The organism is Lacinutrix sp. (assembly GCF_023299985.1).
In the GTDB taxonomy this organism is placed as follows: Bacteria; Bacteroidota; Bacteroidia; order Flavobacteriales; family Flavobacteriaceae; genus Lacinutrix.
In genome coordinates, this window is sequence record NZ_JALZVX010000004.1 from 12,340 (window position 1) to 31,197 (window position 18,858).

At 30.7% G+C, this 18,858-nt stretch carries 19 protein-coding genes and 1 other RNA gene; 12 read left to right on the forward strand and 8 right to left on the reverse strand.

Translation table 11 applies throughout. From position 1 onward, the window contains the following. The first annotated feature begins 12 nt into the window (after positions 1 to 12). Both folE and Q0C58_RS00290 read left to right on the forward strand, forming a co-directional pair. Positions 13 to 609: a GTP cyclohydrolase I FolE gene (gene folE / locus Q0C58_RS00285; protein ID WP_290696225.1), complete on the forward strand. Its 597-nt coding sequence runs from the start codon at positions 13 to 15 to the stop codon at positions 607 to 609. A gap of 172 nt (positions 610 to 781) precedes the next feature. Next, positions 782 to 1,090, forward strand: coding sequence for a hypothetical protein (locus Q0C58_RS00290; protein ID WP_290696226.1), 309 nt, complete (start codon positions 782 to 784; stop codon positions 1,088 to 1,090). A gap of 74 nt (positions 1,091 to 1,164) precedes the next feature. Here Q0C58_RS00290 and Q0C58_RS00295 read toward each other — a convergent pair whose 3' ends face one another. Continuing rightward, positions 1,165 to 3,627 (reverse strand): TonB-dependent receptor plug domain-containing protein, encoded by a 2,463-nt coding sequence (locus Q0C58_RS00295; protein WP_290696227.1) that lies wholly within the window; start codon positions 3,625 to 3,627, stop codon positions 1,165 to 1,167. Positions 3,628 to 3,644: 17 nt separating this feature from the next. Then, positions 3,645 to 5,330, reverse strand: a complete 1,686-nt coding sequence (locus Q0C58_RS00300; protein WP_290696228.1) for a M23 family metallopeptidase — start codon at positions 5,328 to 5,330, stop codon at positions 3,645 to 3,647. Positions 5,331 to 5,568: 238 nt separating this feature from the next. Here Q0C58_RS00300 and Q0C58_RS00305 point away from each other — a divergent pair, with 238 nt between their 5' ends. From Q0C58_RS00305 to rny, 4 genes are all read left to right on the forward strand, one after another. Next, a complete protein-coding gene (locus Q0C58_RS00305) occupies positions 5,569 to 5,859 on the forward strand; it encodes a hypothetical protein (protein ID WP_290696229.1) in 291 nt (96 codons plus the stop codon). Between the two features lie 16 nt (positions 5,860 to 5,875). Continuing rightward, complete coding sequence (locus tag Q0C58_RS00310) at positions 5,876 to 6,169, forward strand: cell division protein ZapA (RefSeq protein WP_290696230.1); 294 nt, start codon at positions 5,876 to 5,878, stop codon at positions 6,167 to 6,169. 54 nt (positions 6,170 to 6,223) lie between these two features. Next, positions 6,224 to 6,344, forward strand: a non-coding RNA gene (gene ssrS, locus Q0C58_RS00315) — 6S RNA. Positions 6,345 to 6,395: 51 nt separating this feature from the next. Beyond that, positions 6,396 to 7,970: a ribonuclease Y gene (rny, locus tag Q0C58_RS00320; protein ID WP_290696231.1), complete on the forward strand. Its 1,575-nt coding sequence runs from the start codon at positions 6,396 to 6,398 to the stop codon at positions 7,968 to 7,970. 40 nt (positions 7,971 to 8,010) lie between these two features. On the opposite strand, the gene Q0C58_RS00325 is transcribed toward rny, so the two are convergent. From Q0C58_RS00325 to Q0C58_RS00335, 3 genes are all read right to left on the reverse strand, one after another. Further along, a complete protein-coding gene (locus tag Q0C58_RS00325; RefSeq protein ID WP_290696232.1) occupies positions 8,011 to 9,156 on the reverse strand; it encodes an ATP-binding protein in 1,146 nt (381 codons plus the stop codon). A gap of 111 nt (positions 9,157 to 9,267) precedes the next feature. Then, positions 9,268 to 10,164 carry a site-specific tyrosine recombinase XerD gene (xerD, locus tag Q0C58_RS00330; RefSeq protein ID WP_290696233.1) on the reverse strand — a complete coding sequence of 299 codons (897 nt, stop codon included), beginning with the start codon at positions 10,162 to 10,164 and terminating at the stop codon, positions 9,268 to 9,270. Between the two features lie 64 nt (positions 10,165 to 10,228). Beyond that, positions 10,229 to 10,579: a TM2 domain-containing protein gene (locus tag Q0C58_RS00335; protein ID WP_290696234.1), complete on the reverse strand. Its 351-nt coding sequence runs from the start codon at positions 10,577 to 10,579 to the stop codon at positions 10,229 to 10,231. Positions 10,580 to 10,630: 51 nt separating this feature from the next. Here Q0C58_RS00335 and Q0C58_RS00340 point away from each other — a divergent pair, with 51 nt between their 5' ends. Genes Q0C58_RS00340 through Q0C58_RS00350 form a run of 3 tightly spaced genes read left to right on the forward strand, consistent with a single transcriptional unit; the run spans position 10,631 to position 12,466 of the window. After that, a complete protein-coding gene (locus tag Q0C58_RS00340) occupies positions 10,631 to 11,500 on the forward strand; it encodes a hypothetical protein (protein WP_290696235.1) in 870 nt (289 codons plus the stop codon). A 55-nt stretch (positions 11,501 to 11,555) separates the two neighbouring features. Then, on the forward strand, positions 11,556 to 11,975 hold the full coding sequence (aroQ, locus tag Q0C58_RS00345) for a type II 3-dehydroquinate dehydratase (protein ID WP_290696236.1): 420 nt from the start codon (positions 11,556 to 11,558) through the stop codon (positions 11,973 to 11,975). Positions 11,976 to 11,980: 5 nt separating this feature from the next. Further along, positions 11,981 to 12,466, forward strand: coding sequence for an outer membrane beta-barrel protein (locus Q0C58_RS00350; RefSeq protein WP_290696237.1), 486 nt, complete (start codon positions 11,981 to 11,983; stop codon positions 12,464 to 12,466). A 162-nt stretch (positions 12,467 to 12,628) separates the two neighbouring features. Here Q0C58_RS00350 and lpdA read toward each other — a convergent pair whose 3' ends face one another. The 3 genes from lpdA to msrB (Q0C58_RS00365) all read right to left on the reverse strand — a co-directional run bounded on the left by lpdA (position 12,629) and on the right by msrB (Q0C58_RS00365) (position 15,102). Continuing rightward, positions 12,629 to 14,005 carry a dihydrolipoyl dehydrogenase gene (gene lpdA, locus Q0C58_RS00355; RefSeq protein ID WP_290696238.1) on the reverse strand — a complete coding sequence of 459 codons (1,377 nt, stop codon included), beginning with the start codon at positions 14,003 to 14,005 and terminating at the stop codon, positions 12,629 to 12,631. 217 nt (positions 14,006 to 14,222) lie between these two features. After that, positions 14,223 to 14,624 carry a peptide-methionine (R)-S-oxide reductase MsrB gene (gene msrB, locus Q0C58_RS00360; protein ID WP_290696239.1) on the reverse strand — a complete coding sequence of 134 codons (402 nt, stop codon included), beginning with the start codon at positions 14,622 to 14,624 and terminating at the stop codon, positions 14,223 to 14,225. After that, positions 14,617 to 15,102: a peptide-methionine (R)-S-oxide reductase MsrB gene (gene msrB / locus Q0C58_RS00365; protein WP_290696240.1), complete on the reverse strand. Its 486-nt coding sequence runs from the start codon at positions 15,100 to 15,102 to the stop codon at positions 14,617 to 14,619. Before msrB (Q0C58_RS00365) ends, msrB (Q0C58_RS00360) begins: the two co-directional genes overlap by 8 nt. 288 nt (positions 15,103 to 15,390) lie before the next feature. Here msrB (Q0C58_RS00365) and Q0C58_RS00370 point away from each other — a divergent pair, with 288 nt between their 5' ends. From Q0C58_RS00370 to Q0C58_RS00380, 3 genes are read left to right on the forward strand one after another with little or no spacing between them, the layout of a single operon-like run. Beyond that, positions 15,391 to 16,218, forward strand: coding sequence for a M48 family metallopeptidase (locus Q0C58_RS00370; RefSeq protein WP_290696242.1), 828 nt, complete (start codon positions 15,391 to 15,393; stop codon positions 16,216 to 16,218). Positions 16,219 to 16,271: 53 nt separating this feature from the next. After that, positions 16,272 to 17,561 carry an MFS transporter gene (locus Q0C58_RS00375; RefSeq protein WP_290696244.1) on the forward strand — a complete coding sequence of 430 codons (1,290 nt, stop codon included), beginning with the start codon at positions 16,272 to 16,274 and terminating at the stop codon, positions 17,559 to 17,561. A gap of 36 nt (positions 17,562 to 17,597) precedes the next feature. Further along, positions 17,598 to 18,827 carry a lipocalin family protein gene (locus Q0C58_RS00380; RefSeq protein ID WP_290696246.1) on the forward strand — a complete coding sequence of 410 codons (1,230 nt, stop codon included), beginning with the start codon at positions 17,598 to 17,600 and terminating at the stop codon, positions 18,825 to 18,827. The last annotated feature ends 31 nt before the right edge of the window (positions 18,828 to 18,858 follow it).

Below are 18,858 nucleotides of genomic sequence, written 5' to 3' on the forward strand. Positions count from 1 at the left end.
AGCACAACAAAAATGCCATATAAAAAATTTGAAGAGTATAATATAAAAGTAACAGACGATGTTAAAGACCGTTATAAAAGCATCATTGAAGATTTAGGTGAAGACACAAAACGCGACGGATTAATTAAAACTCCAGAACGCGCAGCTAAAGCCATGCAGTTTTTAACACAAGGTTACGAGCAAGATGCAGCCGAAATTTTAAAAGGTGCCATGTTTAAAGAAGAATATAATGATATGGTTATAGTTAAAGATATCGAATTGTATTCTCTTTGCGAACACCATATTTTACCGTTTTTTGGTAAAGCACATATAGCTTACATACCAAACGGACACATTGTAGGTTTAAGTAAACTACCAAGAATTGTAGATGTTTTTGCTAGACGTTTACAAGTTCAAGAACGTTTAACACACCAGATATTAGACTGTATAAACGATACCTTAAAACCAGAAGGTGTTGCAGTTGTTATAGAAGCATCGCACATGTGTATGATGATGCGTGGTGTTCAAAAACAAAACTCTACTACCACTACGTCTGGATTTAGAGGTGCTTTTGAAAACATTGAAACACGTACAGAATTTTTAAAATTAATTAGTTCTAAATTGAGTTAGTAATTTTAAAATAATTTATAATTGCATTATTTTGATTGTTATTGTAACAAATTGTGTAAAATGCTTACCTATAGTTAAATAGTTTTTTATTACTTTTTTTAGTTTGAAATAGTTTAAACTAAAAAGTGGAACACTATTTGCTCTATTATAAGTATTAACACAATTAAACAAAATGAATTTAGAAAACACAAACAAGTACAAAATATTAGCAGCAAGTATCATTTTTGATGCCGTAGGTTACGCTAGTTTTATAATTCCAGGAATAGGAGAACTAATTGATGTGGTTTGGGCTCCAGCTTCAGCTTTTTTAATGACTAAGCTTTACAAAGGTAATGCAGGAAAAGTTGGTGCAGCAGTTTCTTTTATAGAAGAAGTAATGCCAGGACTAGACGTTATACCAACATTTACATTAATGTGGTTATATACTTATGTATTTAAAACACAAACTGAACCTGAAGAAACTATTATTGATGTGAGTTAAATGTTACATTATATTTTAGAAAAAATAATGAAGCACTCTTTGGAGTGCTTTTTTTGTTTTTGGAACTAATAATATTAAAACTTCATACTAGTCCTAACATTAAACACTCTTGGTGTTAAAAAATTTGGGATAGCAAATTGTCTTTTACTATTTACATCGCGCACCCAAGTATTAGTAATTGAATTTTGCACATCGAAGACATTAAATATTTCAAAACCAAAAGAAAGGTCTTTAAATGGTTTTTTCCAGCCACTTTCAAATTGTTTTTTTGCATCTACAATTACAAATCTAAAACCTATATCTGCACGATTATAATCTGGTAACCTGCTTTGAAACTGGTATCTATCTGCATTACTTGGAGAGCCTCCCGGTAAACCTGTATTATAAACTAAGTTTAAGTACATTTTAAAGTTTGGTAGGTTTGGTACATAATCTTGAAAAAGTGCCGCAAATTTTAAACGTTGGTCTGTTGGTCTTGCAATATAACCTCTATTATCAATATTTTCTTCGGTTTTAAGATAACCAAAGCTAAACCAACTTTCTGTTCCAGGAACAAATTCACCATTTAATCGCATATCTAATCCATAAGCATAAGCTGTTGCATTATTATCTGCAGCATAGCGAATACGAACGTTTTCTACTGTGTATGGATTAACATCTGTAAGGTTTTTATAATATATTTCTGTTGTTAGTTTAAAAGGTCTGTTTCGCATTTTAAAGCTATAATCATTACCAATTACTAGGTGTACAGATTTTTGTGCCTTAACATTAGGTTGTACTATTCCACTAGCATCTCGTAACTCCCTATAAAATGGTGGTTGATAATATAAACCTCCACTAACGCGAAATAACATATCTTTTTCCCAATTTGGTTTAATTGCAAATTGTCCTCTTGGGCTAAATACTATTTGGTTGTCTCCTGTTACGTTAGCATCTTTTACTTGCCAATTATGTGCACGAATTCCTGCATTATACCAAACATCTGCATCGCCTAGAGTAGTACGTTTGCTCCATTGTAAATACGCTTGAATTCTATTTATTTGTGTACTGTTTCTTGCTTGAACATTTTGAAAAGCTGTAATAGGAAACGTATCTGGTTCGTAAGGTTCTTGATTAGCACTTCCAGAATTTGATGGGTTTATAGAAAATCCGGCAGAGTCTATAATTTCCCATTCTATTAAACGATCACGAATATCTTCGTTTGTATATTTTATAGACCATTTAATTTCGTTGTCTTCAATATCTGCTGTTCCTTTATGTTCTATTGTTGTAATTAATGCATCTAAATCGTTACGACCATGATTTAACTGTCCACCAATACCTTCAGAAAATTCTACTTCTCCTAAATCCTCATCTCCAATATTACTATTTACTTCACCTAAACGGTATTGCGCTAAAATATCGAAATGTTCTTCTTCTTTAGTATGGTAAGTTGAAGCTACTAAGCCTAATGTTACATTATCGTTTACTTCGTAACTAGCCTGTAAAGCACCAAAAAGTGTTTCGTAGCTATCACGTTCTTCTCCTTCATAAAAAATTAAAAGTGCCATTGGGTTATCTAAAGTCCCAAAATTAGTTTGCCTAGTCTCTGGCTCGTAATTGTATCTATTAAGTGAAGCGTTTCCAAGGAAACTTAGTTCAAATTTATCTGTAAACCTATAGGTTAAAAACGTTTGCACATCTGCAAAAGTAGGATCGTAGTTTGTTTGTGTTTCTTTTGCGCTAACTAATAATGTATTATCACGATAGCGTAAACCAGTTATACTTGTGAATTTAGAATCTTTACTAGCACTTTCTATAGCAACACTTCCACCAAGTAAACTTAGGTCTGCAGCAACAGCAAAGTCTTTAGGACGTTTGTAAGTAATGTCTAAAACCGAAGATAATTTATCTCCATATTTTGCTTGAAAACCTCCAGCAGAAAAGTCGACATTTTGTACCATGTCGCTGTTTATAAAACTTAAACCTTCTTGTTGTCCAGAGCGTACAAGAAACGGTCTGTAAACTTCTATACCATTTACATAGACTAGGTTTTCATCAAAATTTCCACCACGAACAGAATATTGTGTACTTAATTCGTTGTTACCACTAACACCTGGTAGTGTTTTTAATAAATTTTCGACACCAGCTTGAGCGCCTGGGATTTTAATTAATGCTTCTGGATCTATGTTAATAATACCTTGGACGTCTTTACGTTTTCTGCCATTAAGTATAATGGTTTCAATTTGATCTACATCTGTTTTTAAAATAGGATTAAACTCGAAAACTTCACCATTTTTTAAGTTTACAGTTACGGTTACATTTTTGTGCGATACGTGAGAATATACTATTGTAACATCTGTATTTGCTGCAATGGTAAGTTTGTAAAAACCAGTATCGTTTGTAGAGACACCTGTAGTTTCTGTTTTAACATTTACAGCTTGAAGTGGAAAATTGCCTTGATCTAAAATAACTCCATTTACAGTTGCTGTTTGCGCTATTGCGAAGAGTGGAAGTAGTAAGGTTAATAGTTTTAGAACGTTTGTTTTTATAGTCAAGGTATTTGTTTTGTTTTTTATTTCCTAAAAAAAGTAGTTTCAAATGTAGTATTATTTCCCACATTATCTGTAACTATTACTTTTAATTTATTTTTGGTTTCAGTAACAACAGCGTCGTTAAAATCGTATGTTAATGTTTTATTTTTATAATTATATTCCATTAATATCCATTTTCCGTTTATGGTAGCTCTGTAATTTGAGATACCTGTACCTTTATCGTTAATTTTAACTTTTAAGTAACGGTATTTACTTAACCAACTTTCTTCTTTAAAATTTACAGCATTTATAGTTGGTGCAATTGTATCTCTAGCTAGAACGTAAGTTCCTAAATTTTTAGTATAAGTACTTAAAGTATTTCCTTTTCTTTTTGTAGTTGAGTAGCTTGGCCAATTATTCCAACCTATTAATTCTGCTATGTACAATTGCTTTAAGTCTTCTTCTTTATAATTACTGATATCGTAAGAGATTGTAAAGCTTTTTTTAACAGCAAGTGTAGGTTTATGTAATGTTAATGTATCGTTTTTAACATTGAAATAAATAAAAAAACTATCGTAAAAAGTATCTTTATAAAAACTAACTTTAACATTGTCTTGTTCTAATTCTGCTTCTAAATCGTGTTGTATGTAATGCTTTGATTTCACTTCTTTTTCAACATCGTTAGGTAATTTATCATCGCCTTTAATAGTAATGTCTAAATTAGTTTCGTTGCCTTTAAAATCGCTTATTTTTGCTTTGAAGACTGAAGCTGTACTGTCGTAAATAGTAATGTAACCGTCATTAATTACATTATTATACATGCTTAACGTATTGTTTTGTTCAACAAATAATTTTTGAAGACGCTCTTTGTTTTCCTTAAAATGAGAATAATCTATTAATCTATTAAGATGTTTTGTTTCTGAAAATGAAAAACGCTTAAAGTCTATTTCAAAATTTTTAGCACCATTATAATACGTTGAAATATTATAAACGCCATTTTTATTAGCAGCAAGATCCTGTCTATCTACTGTGTTAATAGCAAATCCAATGGTACCAAACGCTTTTAAATCTGCAATTTTATAGTCTCCATTTTTTTGCGGAATTACACGAATTTTTTGTCTTTTATTAGAACCATTAATATGAGAATTAGCTCCAATAGGATAGGCGTAAAGATTAGAAATAATAGGTTTAGTAGTGTCTTTAACATCCACACCAAAAAGCATTGGGTTAATTGGTCTTTCTTGATTATCACGAATTTCGAAATGTAAATGAGGACCGGAAGAACTACCAGTATTTCCAGAAAAAGCAATAATTTCTCCTTTTGTAATTTTTAATTCTGCTACTGTTGGAAAAACTTCAATTTCAAAAGATTCCTTTTCATATTGTTTAGTTTTAATATACGCTTCAATTCTTGGACTAAATTTTTGTATGTGTGCATAAACACTTGTATAGCCATTAGGATGTGTAACATATAATGCTTTACCATAACCAAAATGAGCAATTTTTATTCTACTAATATAACCATCTGCAATACCATAAACTTTTAAACCTTCAATTTGCTTCGTTTTTATATCTAATCCAGAATGAAAGTGGTTAGAGCGTAACTCTGCAAATGTTCCAGCTAAAACAATGTTTATATCTAAAGGCGACCTAAAATAGTCTTGAGGATATTCGCTTTGCGAAAAAACAGAATAACTAATTAAAAATAATAAAAGGAATTTACGCATAAAATTTTATACCAATTTAATACTATAACATTTTAGCTAATGTAGTTATAGATTCTAAAATATACAATTGATTATTAATATTAAAAATATAATCAAAGACTAAGCCATAGTATTGGTTTTTTGGAGATTAAATTTTAATTAGCAGTTTTACGCTTTTTTTATTTAAAATTTATGAAAAAACAATTGTTAAATAGGTTGTGTTCTGTTAACTTTGTAAGATAAGTATTGATATTTGTAAATGAGTAATATAGAGGATATTGTAGTTGCTTTAGAGAAAAAAATAAGCAAAGTCTTGCAAAACCAAAGTGTTTTAAAGGAAACTAATTTAAAATTGTCTCTAGAAAAAGTACAATATTACAGTACATTAGAAAATCAAGCACTAGAAATTGAAGCTTGGAAGGATAAGTATAACACACTCAAAATGGCTAATACAATACTTGGCAGTAATGAAGATAAACGAGAAACAAAACTCAAAATAAACGCATTAATACGAGAAATAGATCATTGTATTGGTCAACTCTCTGAATAATGTAACATAGCAACTTATGGCAGAAATGCTTAAAATTAAGCTTTCGATAGCAAACAGAGTATATCCTTTAACAATTCCACCAAGTCAGGAAGAAGGATTGCGAAAGGCAGCTAAAAAAATAGAAGCTATGATAAAACAATTTGAGCAAAGTTATTCTGTTAGAGATAAACAAGATGTTTTGGCAATGTGTGCTTTACAATTTGCTTCTCAAGTAGAGCAGAAGACTTTAGATAAAGAACATGTAAACGAGCACGTAGATGAAAAGTTAAACGCTTTAAATCGAATGTTAGATTTGCACTTAAGTTCTTAAATGTTCTTATAAATAAAATTAGGTTACTGCCTACATTAATTATTTTTTTGATAAACTCAACAGTTAATTCTTTAAAAAGGGTGAGTTGAAGTTGTAAAAGCGTGCTGCTAATAGTTTACTATTTGGGCAGATACTTGATCAGCTTGTTAACCCTAAACGTGTTTTTAAGGAGTTTATACAAAACCAAAATTAGTGTAGGTTTTTTTATACAATTAAACTAACTAAAATGGATAATACAATTATATTTGGTATTGCAGGTGTAGCTATAGGAGCAATTTTTGGCTTTGTTATAGCTAAAATGATGGAGAAGAGTAATGCATCAAAACTTATTAAAAACGCTAAAAAATCGGCCTCTAATATTCTTAGAGATGCTAAAAGTGAAGGTGAAAGCATTAAAAAGGATAAAATGCTTCAAGCCAAAGAAAAATTTATTGAGCTTAAGTCTGAACATGAAAAAGTAATTTCTAGTCGAGAAAGAAAAATGTCTGAGGCTGAAAAACGAACTAGAGACAAAGAATCTCAAATTTCTAGTGAACTTGCAAAATCTAAAAAGTTAAGTTCTCAGGCTGATGCTAAGCAAAAAGATTACAACCATCGTACAGATATTCTTGAGAAAAAACAACAAGAAGTAGATAAACTTCACAAAAGCCAAATACAACAATTAGAAGTTATATCTAGCTTATCTGCAGAAGATGCTAAGTCTCAATTAGTAGAATCGCTTAAAGGTGAAGCTAAAACTGAAGCCAATGCTTACATTCAAGGTAAGATGGAAGAAGCGAAAATGACTGCACAACAAGACGCTAAAAAAATTATTATAAATACTATACAACGTATTGGTACTGAAGAAGCTGTAGATAATTGTGTATCTGTATTCAATATTGAAAACGACGATGTTAAAGGCCGTATTATTGGTAGAGAAGGTAGAAATATTAGAGCTATAGAAGCTGCAACAGGTGTAGAGATTATTGTAGATGATACTCCTGAAGCTATTATTTTATCTTGTTTTGATTCTGTAAGACGTGAAATTGCACGTTTATCTTTACACAAGTTAGTTACAGATGGTAGAATACATCCTGCTAGAATTGAAGAGGTTGTTAAAAAGACACAAAAACAAATTGAGCAAGAAATTATAGAAGTTGGTAAGCGTACAGTTATAGATTTAGGTATCCATGGATTAAATCCAGAATTAATAAAAATGGTAGGTCGTATGAAATACCGTTCGTCTTACGGTCAAAACTTATTACAGCATTCACGTGAAGTTGCAAAGCTATGTGGAGTAATGGCTGCAGAGTTAGGTTTAAATCCAAAATTAGCCAAGAGAGCAGGTTTATTACATGATATAGGTAAAGTGCCAGATGCAGAAGCAGATATGGAAACACCTCACGCTATATTAGGTATGCAATGGGCAGAAAAATTTGGTGAAAAACCTGAAGTTTGTAATGCTATTGGTGCGCACCACGATGAAATAGAAATGACATCTTTACTGTCTCCAATTATTCAAGTATGTGATGCTATTTCTGGCGCAAGACCAGGTGCAAGACGTCAAGTTTTAGATAGTTATATACAACGTTTAAAAGATTTAGAAGAAATAGCATTTGGCTTTCAAGGTGTAAAGAAAGCTTATGCAATTCAAGCAGGAAGAGAACTTCGTGTAATTGTAGAAAGTGAAAGAGTTAACGATCAAAACGCAGCAGACTTATCATTTAGTATCTCACAGAAGATTCAAACAGATATGACGTATCCAGGACAAGTTAAGGTTACAGTTATTAGGGAAACTAGAGCAGTAAATATTGCAAAATAGAATCTAAAGTTTATATAATAATTAAGTCCAATTAGATCTACTAATTGGACTTTTTATTTGGTATAATAATTTTAAAAGTACTACCAACATTTACCGTACTATCTACAGTAATTTTACCACCAAAAGTTTCAATTTGATTTTTTACTAAATATAAGCCTACGCCTTCGGCATCTTCATTACTGTGAAATGTTCTATACAAACGAAAAATCTCTTTTCCGTATTTGTCTAAATCTATACCAACACCATTATCTTGAATTGAAATGACTAAGTTTTCTTGTAATAGCTCAGATTTTATAGAAATAACAGGATCTCTGTCTGGATGTTTATATTTAATAGCATTAGATAGCAAGTTCTGAATAATACTTTCTAAATAGGCTGAATTAAAATAGATAAATAATTTTTTATCAATTTTATTATTAATAGTAGCATTACTCTTAGATATTACAACATTTAATAATATAAGTGTATTTTCAATAAAATTACTAACATTAAGTTTTAGTAAATTTTCAGCTTTTTTAGATTGTACAGAAACAATTTCGTTAAGGTTGTGGATTGTTCTATTAAGAGAAGTTGAAATATCTTTTAAATGAATAAAAAGTTCAAACTTTTCATCATCAGATTCGGCTTCTTCATAAAACTCTAAAAGACTTTCAAAATTTCCAGAATATTGTTTAAGGTTATGAGTAACAATATGAGCAAAATTTTTAAGTTTATTATTTTGTTCTGTAGCAATATTTAAAGCGTTTTTAACTTTAATTTCATTTCTAACTTGTTCTGTAATATCAGTATGTGTGCCAACAAAATGAACATAGCCATCTTTAACATGGTCGTTAATTATTTGACCTTTATCTAATATCCATTTGTAATCTCCATTTTTGCACAACACCCTATTTTTATTGACATAAAGTGGTGTTTTTCCATTAATATGATTTTGATAATCCTCTAGGTATTGTTCTTTATCATCTGGATGCACACGATCATTCCAATCGTTTATATTATTTCCAAAAGAATTATCATCCTCAAAACCAATAATAGTTTTAGAAGATTTAGAAAAGAAAAGAGTGTTAGATTTTTCGTTAAAACTCCAAATGCCAATATTAGAAATATCTAATGCTGTTTGGAATATTTCTAGGTTATGTTTTGGAGTATTTAACTCCATAAAAATGTTATTATTAGCTTTTGGCATAACAATATTTTAAAAAATTTATCAAGGGAAATTAGTAATGATTATAAATAGCTATATCAAATATATGCAAAAAACACTTTTAAATACATTTAATGACGATAAAATGTTATTTTATTGTCTTGGATGAAAGTTTTGTATTACATTTTTTAAGTGGCTTTTATCTACATGCATGTAGATTTCTGTAGTTGTAATACTTTCATGCCCAAGCATAAGTTGTATGGCTCTTAAGTCTGCACCATTTTCCAAGAGGTGTGTTGCAAAGGAGTGTCTAAATGTGTGTGGAGAAATGGTTTTTTCTAAATTTATTTTAACTGCCAATTGTTTTATAATTGTAAAAATCATGGCTCTAGTTAATTGTTTTCCTCGTCGATTTAAAAACAGTGTATCTTTAAACTCGTTTGGAATAGTTTGGTGATTTCTCACTTCTTTTCTGTAGATTTCAATGTATTTTTTTGTAGCATCAATTATAGGTACAAAACGTTGTTTATCTCCTTTTCCAGTTACTTTAATAAATCCTTCGTCGAAAAATAAGTCTGAAATTTTAAGATGCGTTAATTCACTAACACGTAAACCACAGCCATAAAGTAACTCTAAAATAGCACGATTACGTTCACCTTGAGGTTTGCTTAAATCTATAGCGTTAATAAGTTGGTTTATTTCATTTTCACTAAGAGTATCTGGGAGTTTTCTACCAATTTTAGGAGAATTGATTGTGTCGAGTGGGTTTGTTTTACGATAATCTTCAAAAACTAAGTAATTAAAAAAACCTTTTAATCCAGAAATTAATCTTGATTGCGAGCGAGCGTTAACTGTTTTTGCAATAGTATAAATAAATTGCTGAATGGTTTCTTTAGTTATTGTAATAGGAGAGGAGGTGATGCTATTTGCTTCTAGATAATTCATTAGTTTTTTAACATCAAAACTGTAGTTACTTATCGAATTGTTAGATAAGCCTCTCTCAATTTTAAGATAAAGTTGATAATCTTTTAAAGCGTTTTGCCATTTCATAGTACTAAAATAGAAAAAGCCACTTCAATAAAGAAGTGGCTTTTAAATTTATAAATATATTTTCTTAGTAGAAGTTGTCAGTCAACATATTGATTAAATCAACTATTGCCCAAATACCTAAACCACCAAAAGTAACAATAAATAAAATGTTCCATCCTATTGGAGAACCATGGTACCATCTGTGCGCAGCAAAAGGCCATAAAAATGCCCACAATGCAACACCAACCCATTTTTCATCAGAAGCAGCAACTGCTGGAGATGTAAATAGAACTTGATCTGTGTTAGAAACATCAAGTGTTTCAGAATTAGAAGTTGTCGTTTCGGTTTTTACAGTTCTTTCAACTGGAAACGATGCGTAGCTAGAAGTTAAAGCTACAAAAAACACTAAAAGTGTTAAAAATAATTTGGTTTTCATAAATTATATTGATTAGTTTTACACTCAAATCTAATACTTTTTTCAAAATAAATGAAGAATTTAAATGTTTTTTTATTCATGATTATCTTCATGAAGATGTCTTTTTCACAAAGTACTTACGAGTATGTTGGAGCTATAAAGCTCAATGACAGCTCGTTAATAACTTATCAAGTAAAATTTACAGAAACTAAAGGTGAAATTATTGGGCATTCAATAACAGATGTTGGTGGTTTACATGAAACAAAATCAAACTTATATGGTAAATATAATGCAGTAGATAAGTTTATAGAGTTTAGTGAGAAAGATATTATTTATACTAAATCGCCAGTGATACAAGAAGATTTTTGTTTTATAAACTTTAAAAGTTCTAGATTTAAATTAGGAAATAATAAGATTACAGGAAAATTTAAAGGTCTTTTTTCTGATAATACAGAATGTATTAATGGAGATATTTTATTAAGTACAAAAGAGAAGATGGAAAAACGTATTGCTAAAGTGCAAAAAATTATTAGCAAAACTAAAAAAATCCCAGATAGCCTTAAATCTAGTAACAATATAGTGAAAATCATGGATTCTGTTAACATGAATATTTTGAGAAACAAACAAGTTTTAAGTGTGTTCTCTAAAAGTAAAAATATTAGAATTGAAATATTTGATGGAGGGAAACTAGATGGCGACAAGGTTACTTTAAAGTATAATGGTACTACTCTTTTAAGAAATTTTGAAACTAAAAAAGAAAGAAAAAGTATTCCTCTTACACTTATAAACAAAAAGAATTCTTTTATTTTATTGGCAGAAAATGTGGGAAGTATTTCTACAAATACAGCTATTATAGAAATTTTTGTTGATGATTCTAAAATTCGCGCATTAACAAACCTTAAAAAAGGAGAAAATACCCAAATAGATTTTTATTTAAAATAAAACCCTTCTTAATAATATTCCAAGTAAAATGCCATAACTTTTGTATTTTTACTATATGAAGAAAATAATCATTATTAATGGACCAAACCTTAATTTACTAGGTAAACGAGAACCTAATATTTATGGTAGTTTATCTTTTACAGAATTTTTTAATACTGTAAAAGAAAAATATACTAATGTTGATTTAGAATATTTTCAGTCTAATATAGAAGGAGAGCTTATAGATAAATTACAAGCTTGTGGTTTTAATTACGATGGTATAATATTGAATGCTGCAGCTTATACCCATACTTCTGTTGGTATTGGAGATACGGTAAAGGCTATAGAAACTCCAGTAGTAGAAGTGCATATTTCTAATACATTTGGACGAGAAGAGTTTAGACACCAATCTTTTATATCACCTAATGCTAAAGGCGTAATTTTAGGCTTTGGCTTGCAGAGTTATGAATTAGCGATACAAAGCTTTTTAGATTGATTTTCATGAAAAATACAGTGCTATTACTTATTTTGTTATGTTCAATATCAATAGCTTCTGCGCAAACTGAGATTAGTGATTTAGGTGTTAAAGGAGGTTTAAACTTTACTTTTTTTAATGTAAGTGAAGCTAATTTTGGAGAAAACTCAGAAACTGCAACAGGTTATTATGGTGGTTTATACCTTAACATAGATTTTGGAGAAAATTTACATTTACAACCAGAAATATTATATATAGGATTAAACGATTTTAGATTTATAAACGCACCTATTTATATTAATTATAAAGCAAGTAAGACGCTAGATATTTTGGTTGGACCAAGTATGAACTATTTTTTCGATTTTTTTAATAATAAATTTAAAGTTCGTGCAGATTTAAGTTTGTCTTACAATATTACAAACCATATTAATACACATGCTAAATATACCATTGGTTTCGATGAAATTACACCTAATGGTTTGTTTTTAGGTGTTGGTTATAGATTTCTTTAAGCTAAGAAAATCTCGCGAATAGAAATTAAAGAATAGATAAATAATAAAGAGAAAAATAAGAAAAGAGATACTAGAGTAAATAAAAAAATGCGATTCATTTGAATCGCATTTTTTAATCTATATTATATTCTCTATCAGTTTGCAAAGCAAACATTCTATGTTCTATAAATGTATAACTTCATCATAAGCAGCAGCTACAGCTTCCATAACAGCTTCACTCATGGTTGGATGTGGATGTACAGTTTTTAAAACTTCATGTCCTGTAGTTTCTAATTTACGTCCTAAAACTGCTTCTGCAATCATATCTGTAACACCAGCACCAATCATATGGCAACCTAACCATTCACCATATTTGGCATCAAAAATAACTTTTACAAATCCTTCTTTTGTTCCTGCAGCACTTGCTTTACCTGAAGCCGAGAATGGAAACTTACCAACTTTAATATCTAAACCTTGGTCTTTTGCTTGCTTTTCGGTTAAACCAACACTAGCGATTTCTGGTGACGCGTAAGTACAACCAGGAATATTACCATAGTCTAAAGCTTCCACATGCTGTCCAGCAATTTTTTCTACACATAAAATACCTTCAGCAGACGCTACGTGAGCTAATGCTTGTCCAGGAGTAACATCACCAATAGCATAGTAACCTGGAATATTAGTTTGGTAGAAATCGTTAACTAAAATTTTATCTCTATCTACAGCAATACCAACATCTTCAAGACCAATACCTTCGATATTTGTTTTAATACCAACAGCACTTAATACTAAGTCTGCTTCTAAAACTTCTTCACCTTTACTTGTTTTAACATTAGCTTTAACGCCTTTGCCAGAAGTATCAACTTTAGTTACCTCGGCAGAAGTCATTACTTTTATACCACTTTTCTTAAAAGATTTTTCTAATTGCTTAGAGACATCAATATCTTCAACAGGTACAATATTTGGTAAATATTCTACAACAGTAACATCTGTTCCCATTGCATTATAGAAATATGCAAATTCAACACCAATTGCACCAGAACCAACCACAATCATTTTCTTTGGCTGTTCTTTTAAAGTCATTGCTTGTCTGTAACCAATTACTTTCTCACCATCTTGTGGTAAACTTGGTAACTCACGAGAGCGTGCTCCAGTTGCTACAATAATATGGTCTGCGGAATATTCTTTTCCATCTACTTCAACCTTTTTACCAGGTTTTAGTTTACCGAAACCATTTATAACGTCAATTTTATTTTTCTTCATTAAAAACTGAACACCTTTACTCATGCCTTCTGCTACATTTCGACTTCTGTTTACAACAGCATCAAAATCCTTATCATATTCTTTAACAGATAATCCGTAATCACTAGCGTGCTTTAAATATTCGAAAACTTGTGCAGATTTCAATAATGCTTTGGTAGGTATGCAGCCCCAATTTAGGCAAACACCACCAAGACTTTCTTTCTCGACAACAGCAGTTTTTAAACCTAATTGCGAAGCTCTAATAGCAGTTACGTAGCCTCCAGGACCACTTCCAAGAACAATAATATCGTATTTACTCATTGTATAATTTTTAGTCTATAATTTTAAGTTACGAATTTACAAAACAAAGCCGAAATAATAAATTGTAGTTTCATTTTTATTTAGTCGTGATTTAGAAGTCAGGTTTTCAAGGCTCGCTCTCTTTGAGGAGATAAAAAAACAATTAATTACGAAGTAATCACGATTTATTCCAAAATAAATTTAATAAGTAAGCATTCACGCTATAGTAAAGGTTTAGCTATTTATCTTGTTTGTCAAATTTTACAGAAATAGAATTTACACAGTAACGTGTTCCAGTTTCTGTAGGACCATCATTAAATACATGACCTAGATGTCCACCACAATTAGAGCATACAATTTCTGTTCTTGTCATGCCAAGTGTTTTGTCTAAAACATATTTTACTGTTCCTTTAATAGATTCGTCGAAACTTGGCCAACCACAGTGTGCATTAAATTTACTAGAGCTTTCAAATAATTGCTGGTTGCAACCAGCACATGTGTATGCGCCTTCTTCAAAGTGAAGATTGTATTCTCCAGTATTTGGTCTTTCGGTTCCTTTTTCTCTTAAAATACGATATTCCTCTTCTGTAAGTTGGTCTTGCCATTCTTTATCAGACTTATTTACTTTAAAATTACTCATCTTTTTTTGGAATAAATTTTAACGCAACACCATTAATACAATGTCTTTTGCCTGTAGTTTTTCGTGGACCATCATTAAAAACATGTCCTAAATGTCCACCACAAGTTCCACAATGCTCTTCTGTTCTTGCGTGACCTAAATTATAATCTACAGAAAAGTCTACATTTCCTTTTACCTCTTTATCAAAACTTGGCCATCCAGTTCCAGAATCGAATTTGTCTTCACTTTTAAATAAAGGTGTTTCACAAGCAGCACAAATATATGTACCAGAGCTGTATTCTTTGTTTAGTTTACTTGAAAAAGGACGTTCGGTTCCTGCTTGACGTAAAACATAATACTCTTTGTCCGAAAGAGATTGTTTCCATTCTGTATCTGTTTTAGAAACTTTGTAAGTTTTAGTTTCTTTTTTACTGTCTTGCGCATTGCTATTACAGTTAAATAATATAAGGGCTAATGTTAATAGTGCTATTTTTTTCATATTAATTGTTTTAAGTATTTACGCAAAAGCGGAAAAATAAGTTTTAAAAGTGTTTAACTTTATTAAAGTTATAAAGATAATTGTAAATATCTTTTTAGTTTATAATCAGTCGTAATTTTAAGTAAATCATAACATTCTAACATCTTGTTATGCTTTTAATACATTAAAGTGAATTTAAACGATAAAAAGTGTTTTTTATCGCATACTTAATTAACTTTTAAATAGCATTAATGGCTTTTAGTGTAACTTTTTGTAATTTGGTTTTACATTAATATAATTAACAAATAAATGAAATTTAAATCAACCATAACATTAGCACTTACAGTGCTTATTTTCTTTTCTTGTTCTACAAATCCTTTTACAGGAAAGAAAACGATGGCATTTATGCCAAACTCTCAATTATTTCCAACAGCTTTTGCACAGTACAATCAGTTTTTAAATGAAAACAATGTTATCACCGGAACTACACAATCTGAAATGATAACTAGAGTAGGACAGCGCATAGCTGTAGCAGCAGAACGTTGGTTAAATGCTAACGGAAATCAAGGGTATTTAAACGACTATAAATGGGAATATAACTTAGTAAACGATCCAGCAATTAACGCATGGGCAATGCCTGGAGGTAAAATTGTTTTTTATACAGGAATTTTACCTGTTGCTCAAAATGAAGCTGCTGTTGCTGCAATTATGGGTCATGAGGTAGCACACGCTTTAGCAAATCATGGGCAACAACGTATGAGTGCAGGAATGTTACAACAAGGTTTAGCATTAGCAGGAAATGTTGCTTTACAAGGAAAAGAAAGAGACTTATTTAACCAATACTATGGTACGGCGTCTCAAGTTGGAGGTATGTTACCATTTAGTAGAGGTCATGAAACAGAAGCAGATAGAATAGGCTTAATATTAACTGCAATAGCTGGTTACAATCCAGATGAAGCTGCAAATTTATGGAGACGTATGGGAGCAGCAAGTGGAGGACAAGCACCACCAGAGTTTTTAAGTACGCATCCAGCGACAACAACACGTGTGAACAATTTAGAAGCACTGGCTCCAACAGCAAAAGCAGAAGCTAAAAAGTTTGGTGTTAGTTCTTTTAGACCAGTAACGCCTTATTAATAAAATATAAATTCTTATTTTCGAAGTCACTCTTTAAATGAGTGGCTTTTTTTATGAAAAAAATACAAAAAGGAGATAAAAAACTATTAAACGCTTGGGCTTTTTACGATTGGGCAAATTCGGTTTATACATTAACTATTGCATCTTCTATATTTCCACTATTTTATGGTTTTATTTATCCAAATAAAGACGAATTAATTAGTGTTTTTCAATTAAAACCAACCGTTTTAGTATCTGCTGTTACAGCTTTCACCTTTTTGATAGTCGCTTTTTTATCGCCTTTGCTTTCTGGAATAGCAGATTACGTTGGTAACAAAAAAATCTTCATGAAGATTTTTTGTTACATAGGTAGTATAGGTTGTATTGGCTTATTTTGGTTTAGTAAGGATTACATTCATTTAAGTATGTTTTTTTATTTTATGGGTTTAATAGGGTATTGGGGAAGCTTAGTATTCTATAATTCGTACTTACCAGATATCGCTTTTCCAGAGCAACAAGATAGTATTAGTGCAAAAGGTTTTAGTCTTGGTTATTTTGGTAGCGTATTACTGCTTGTACTTAATTTAATTATGGTTATGAGCTTTGAAGGAGAAACTGCAATTAAAATGATGCGTTATTCGTTTGTTACAGTTGGCTTGTGGTGGATGTTGTTTAGTCAATATACATTTTACATTTTGCCTAATGGAGTATCTACAGGGCACAAGGTAACTAAAGCTGTTATCTTTAATGGGTTTAAAGAGCTTAAAGTCGTCTGGAAAGGTCTTAGTGAAAACTTAAGATTAAAACGTTACTTAACAGCCTTTTTTGTTTTTAGCATGGCAGTACAAACCATAATGCTAATGGCTACTTATTTTGGTGAAAAAGAAATAATGTGGCAAAATTCAGACCAGAGAATCCAAGGTTTAATAGGAAGTATTTTAATTATTCAATTAGTTGCAGTTTTGGGTGCTTTTACAACCTCTAAAGCATCTAATAGATTTGGAAATATTACAACTCTAATTATTATTAATGCCATTTGGATGTGCTTATGTTTTTACGCTTATTTTATGATTACTCCAATCCAATTTTACATCGCTGCAGGTTTAGTTGGTTTTGTAATGGGTGGTGTACAATCTTTAGCACGTTCAACCTACTCTAAATTTCTACCAGAAACTAAAGACACGACTTCTTATTTTAGTTTTTACGATGTTGCAGAAAAAATTGGAATTGTAATTGGTATGACCATCTTTGCAGTTGTAGATCAAGTAAGTACTATGCGAAATGCAATTCTATTTTTATTTGTTTTCTTCTTAATAGGAATTATTTTATTGTTTAGAGTACCAAGAAAAGATTTCGATAGTTAGAATATAATTTATTATGTTTGTTAAAAAATTTAAAATATGAAAAATATTAGTAAAGTTTCGGTTTTATTTATGATGGTATTTGCTTTCGCCATTATGGCATGTGATAATGAACCATTGGATGGTTTTGATTTAAATAATCTAGATGGGTCGAATAATTTAATAGGCACTTGGACATTAACTAATTTTGATGCGACAGTTAATACAGCATCAGAGGTTGGAGGCATTCCTTTTGAGACTGACTTTTTAATACAAAGTGTAAACCCTAATTACGATTTAACTTTTGCGCCAAGTACTTTTACAACTAGTGGTAGTTATGGATACGATGTTAATATAACAGTAAATGGACAAACTAGTATGCAAAATTTGTCTGTTGATAATGTTATGGGAGCTGGAAGTTATACTACCAATGGAAGTGAGATAACTTCAGACGGTTCTTTTGTTTCGTATGAATTTCAAGGTATGGATTTATCAGAATTTGATGGACCACAAACAGCACCTTATACTATTTCTGCAGACGGACAAACTTTATCCTTTGTACAAAACTCTACAGAAACAACTAATGATGGTGGTTTTACTACAACTTCTACAATATCTTCTAGTTCTACTTGGACAAAAATAAATAATACTGTAGATCCTTGTATTGAAGCTACAAGTTTTGCTTCATCTGCAGAAACAGCTTTTAACAACGATATTACAAATGAAAATTTATGTAACGCTTACAAATCTGCTTTACAAAATCAAATTAACTCTTGTGGAGATAATAATGGTTCTATTCAAGCACTTATAAACGGATTAGGTGATTGTTCTAATTCTACACCAGACGAAGGTATAGTAGGTACATGGTTGTTAACAGCATGGAATGGTGAAGAAGCTATTGACCTTAATAATGATGGTACAGAAAATATTAATTTTTTAGATGAAATGGACTGTTTAACAAACGAAACTATAGTTTTTAATGCAGATAATACAGGTACAGTAATGAGTACTTCTTTTCCAAGTTTTACAACTGAAATTGAAGTAGGAACAACAGATTCTTTTATTTTTACAATAGATTGTGAAGAAGAAGTAGAAAACACAGACATTACTTGGACGCAAAATGGAAACATAATTTCTATTACAGATACAGCAACAGCAGGTGTTACCGATTGGACTATAAACGGTAATGAATTATCTATTATAGTACCTGAAGGATTTGTTGCTTTTGATGGTGAAGACTTTACAGCAACTGTGACCCAAGATTTAACTTTTGTTTACGAAAAGCAATAGGTTTTAAATTCAACAAAAAAAGCCATTTTTC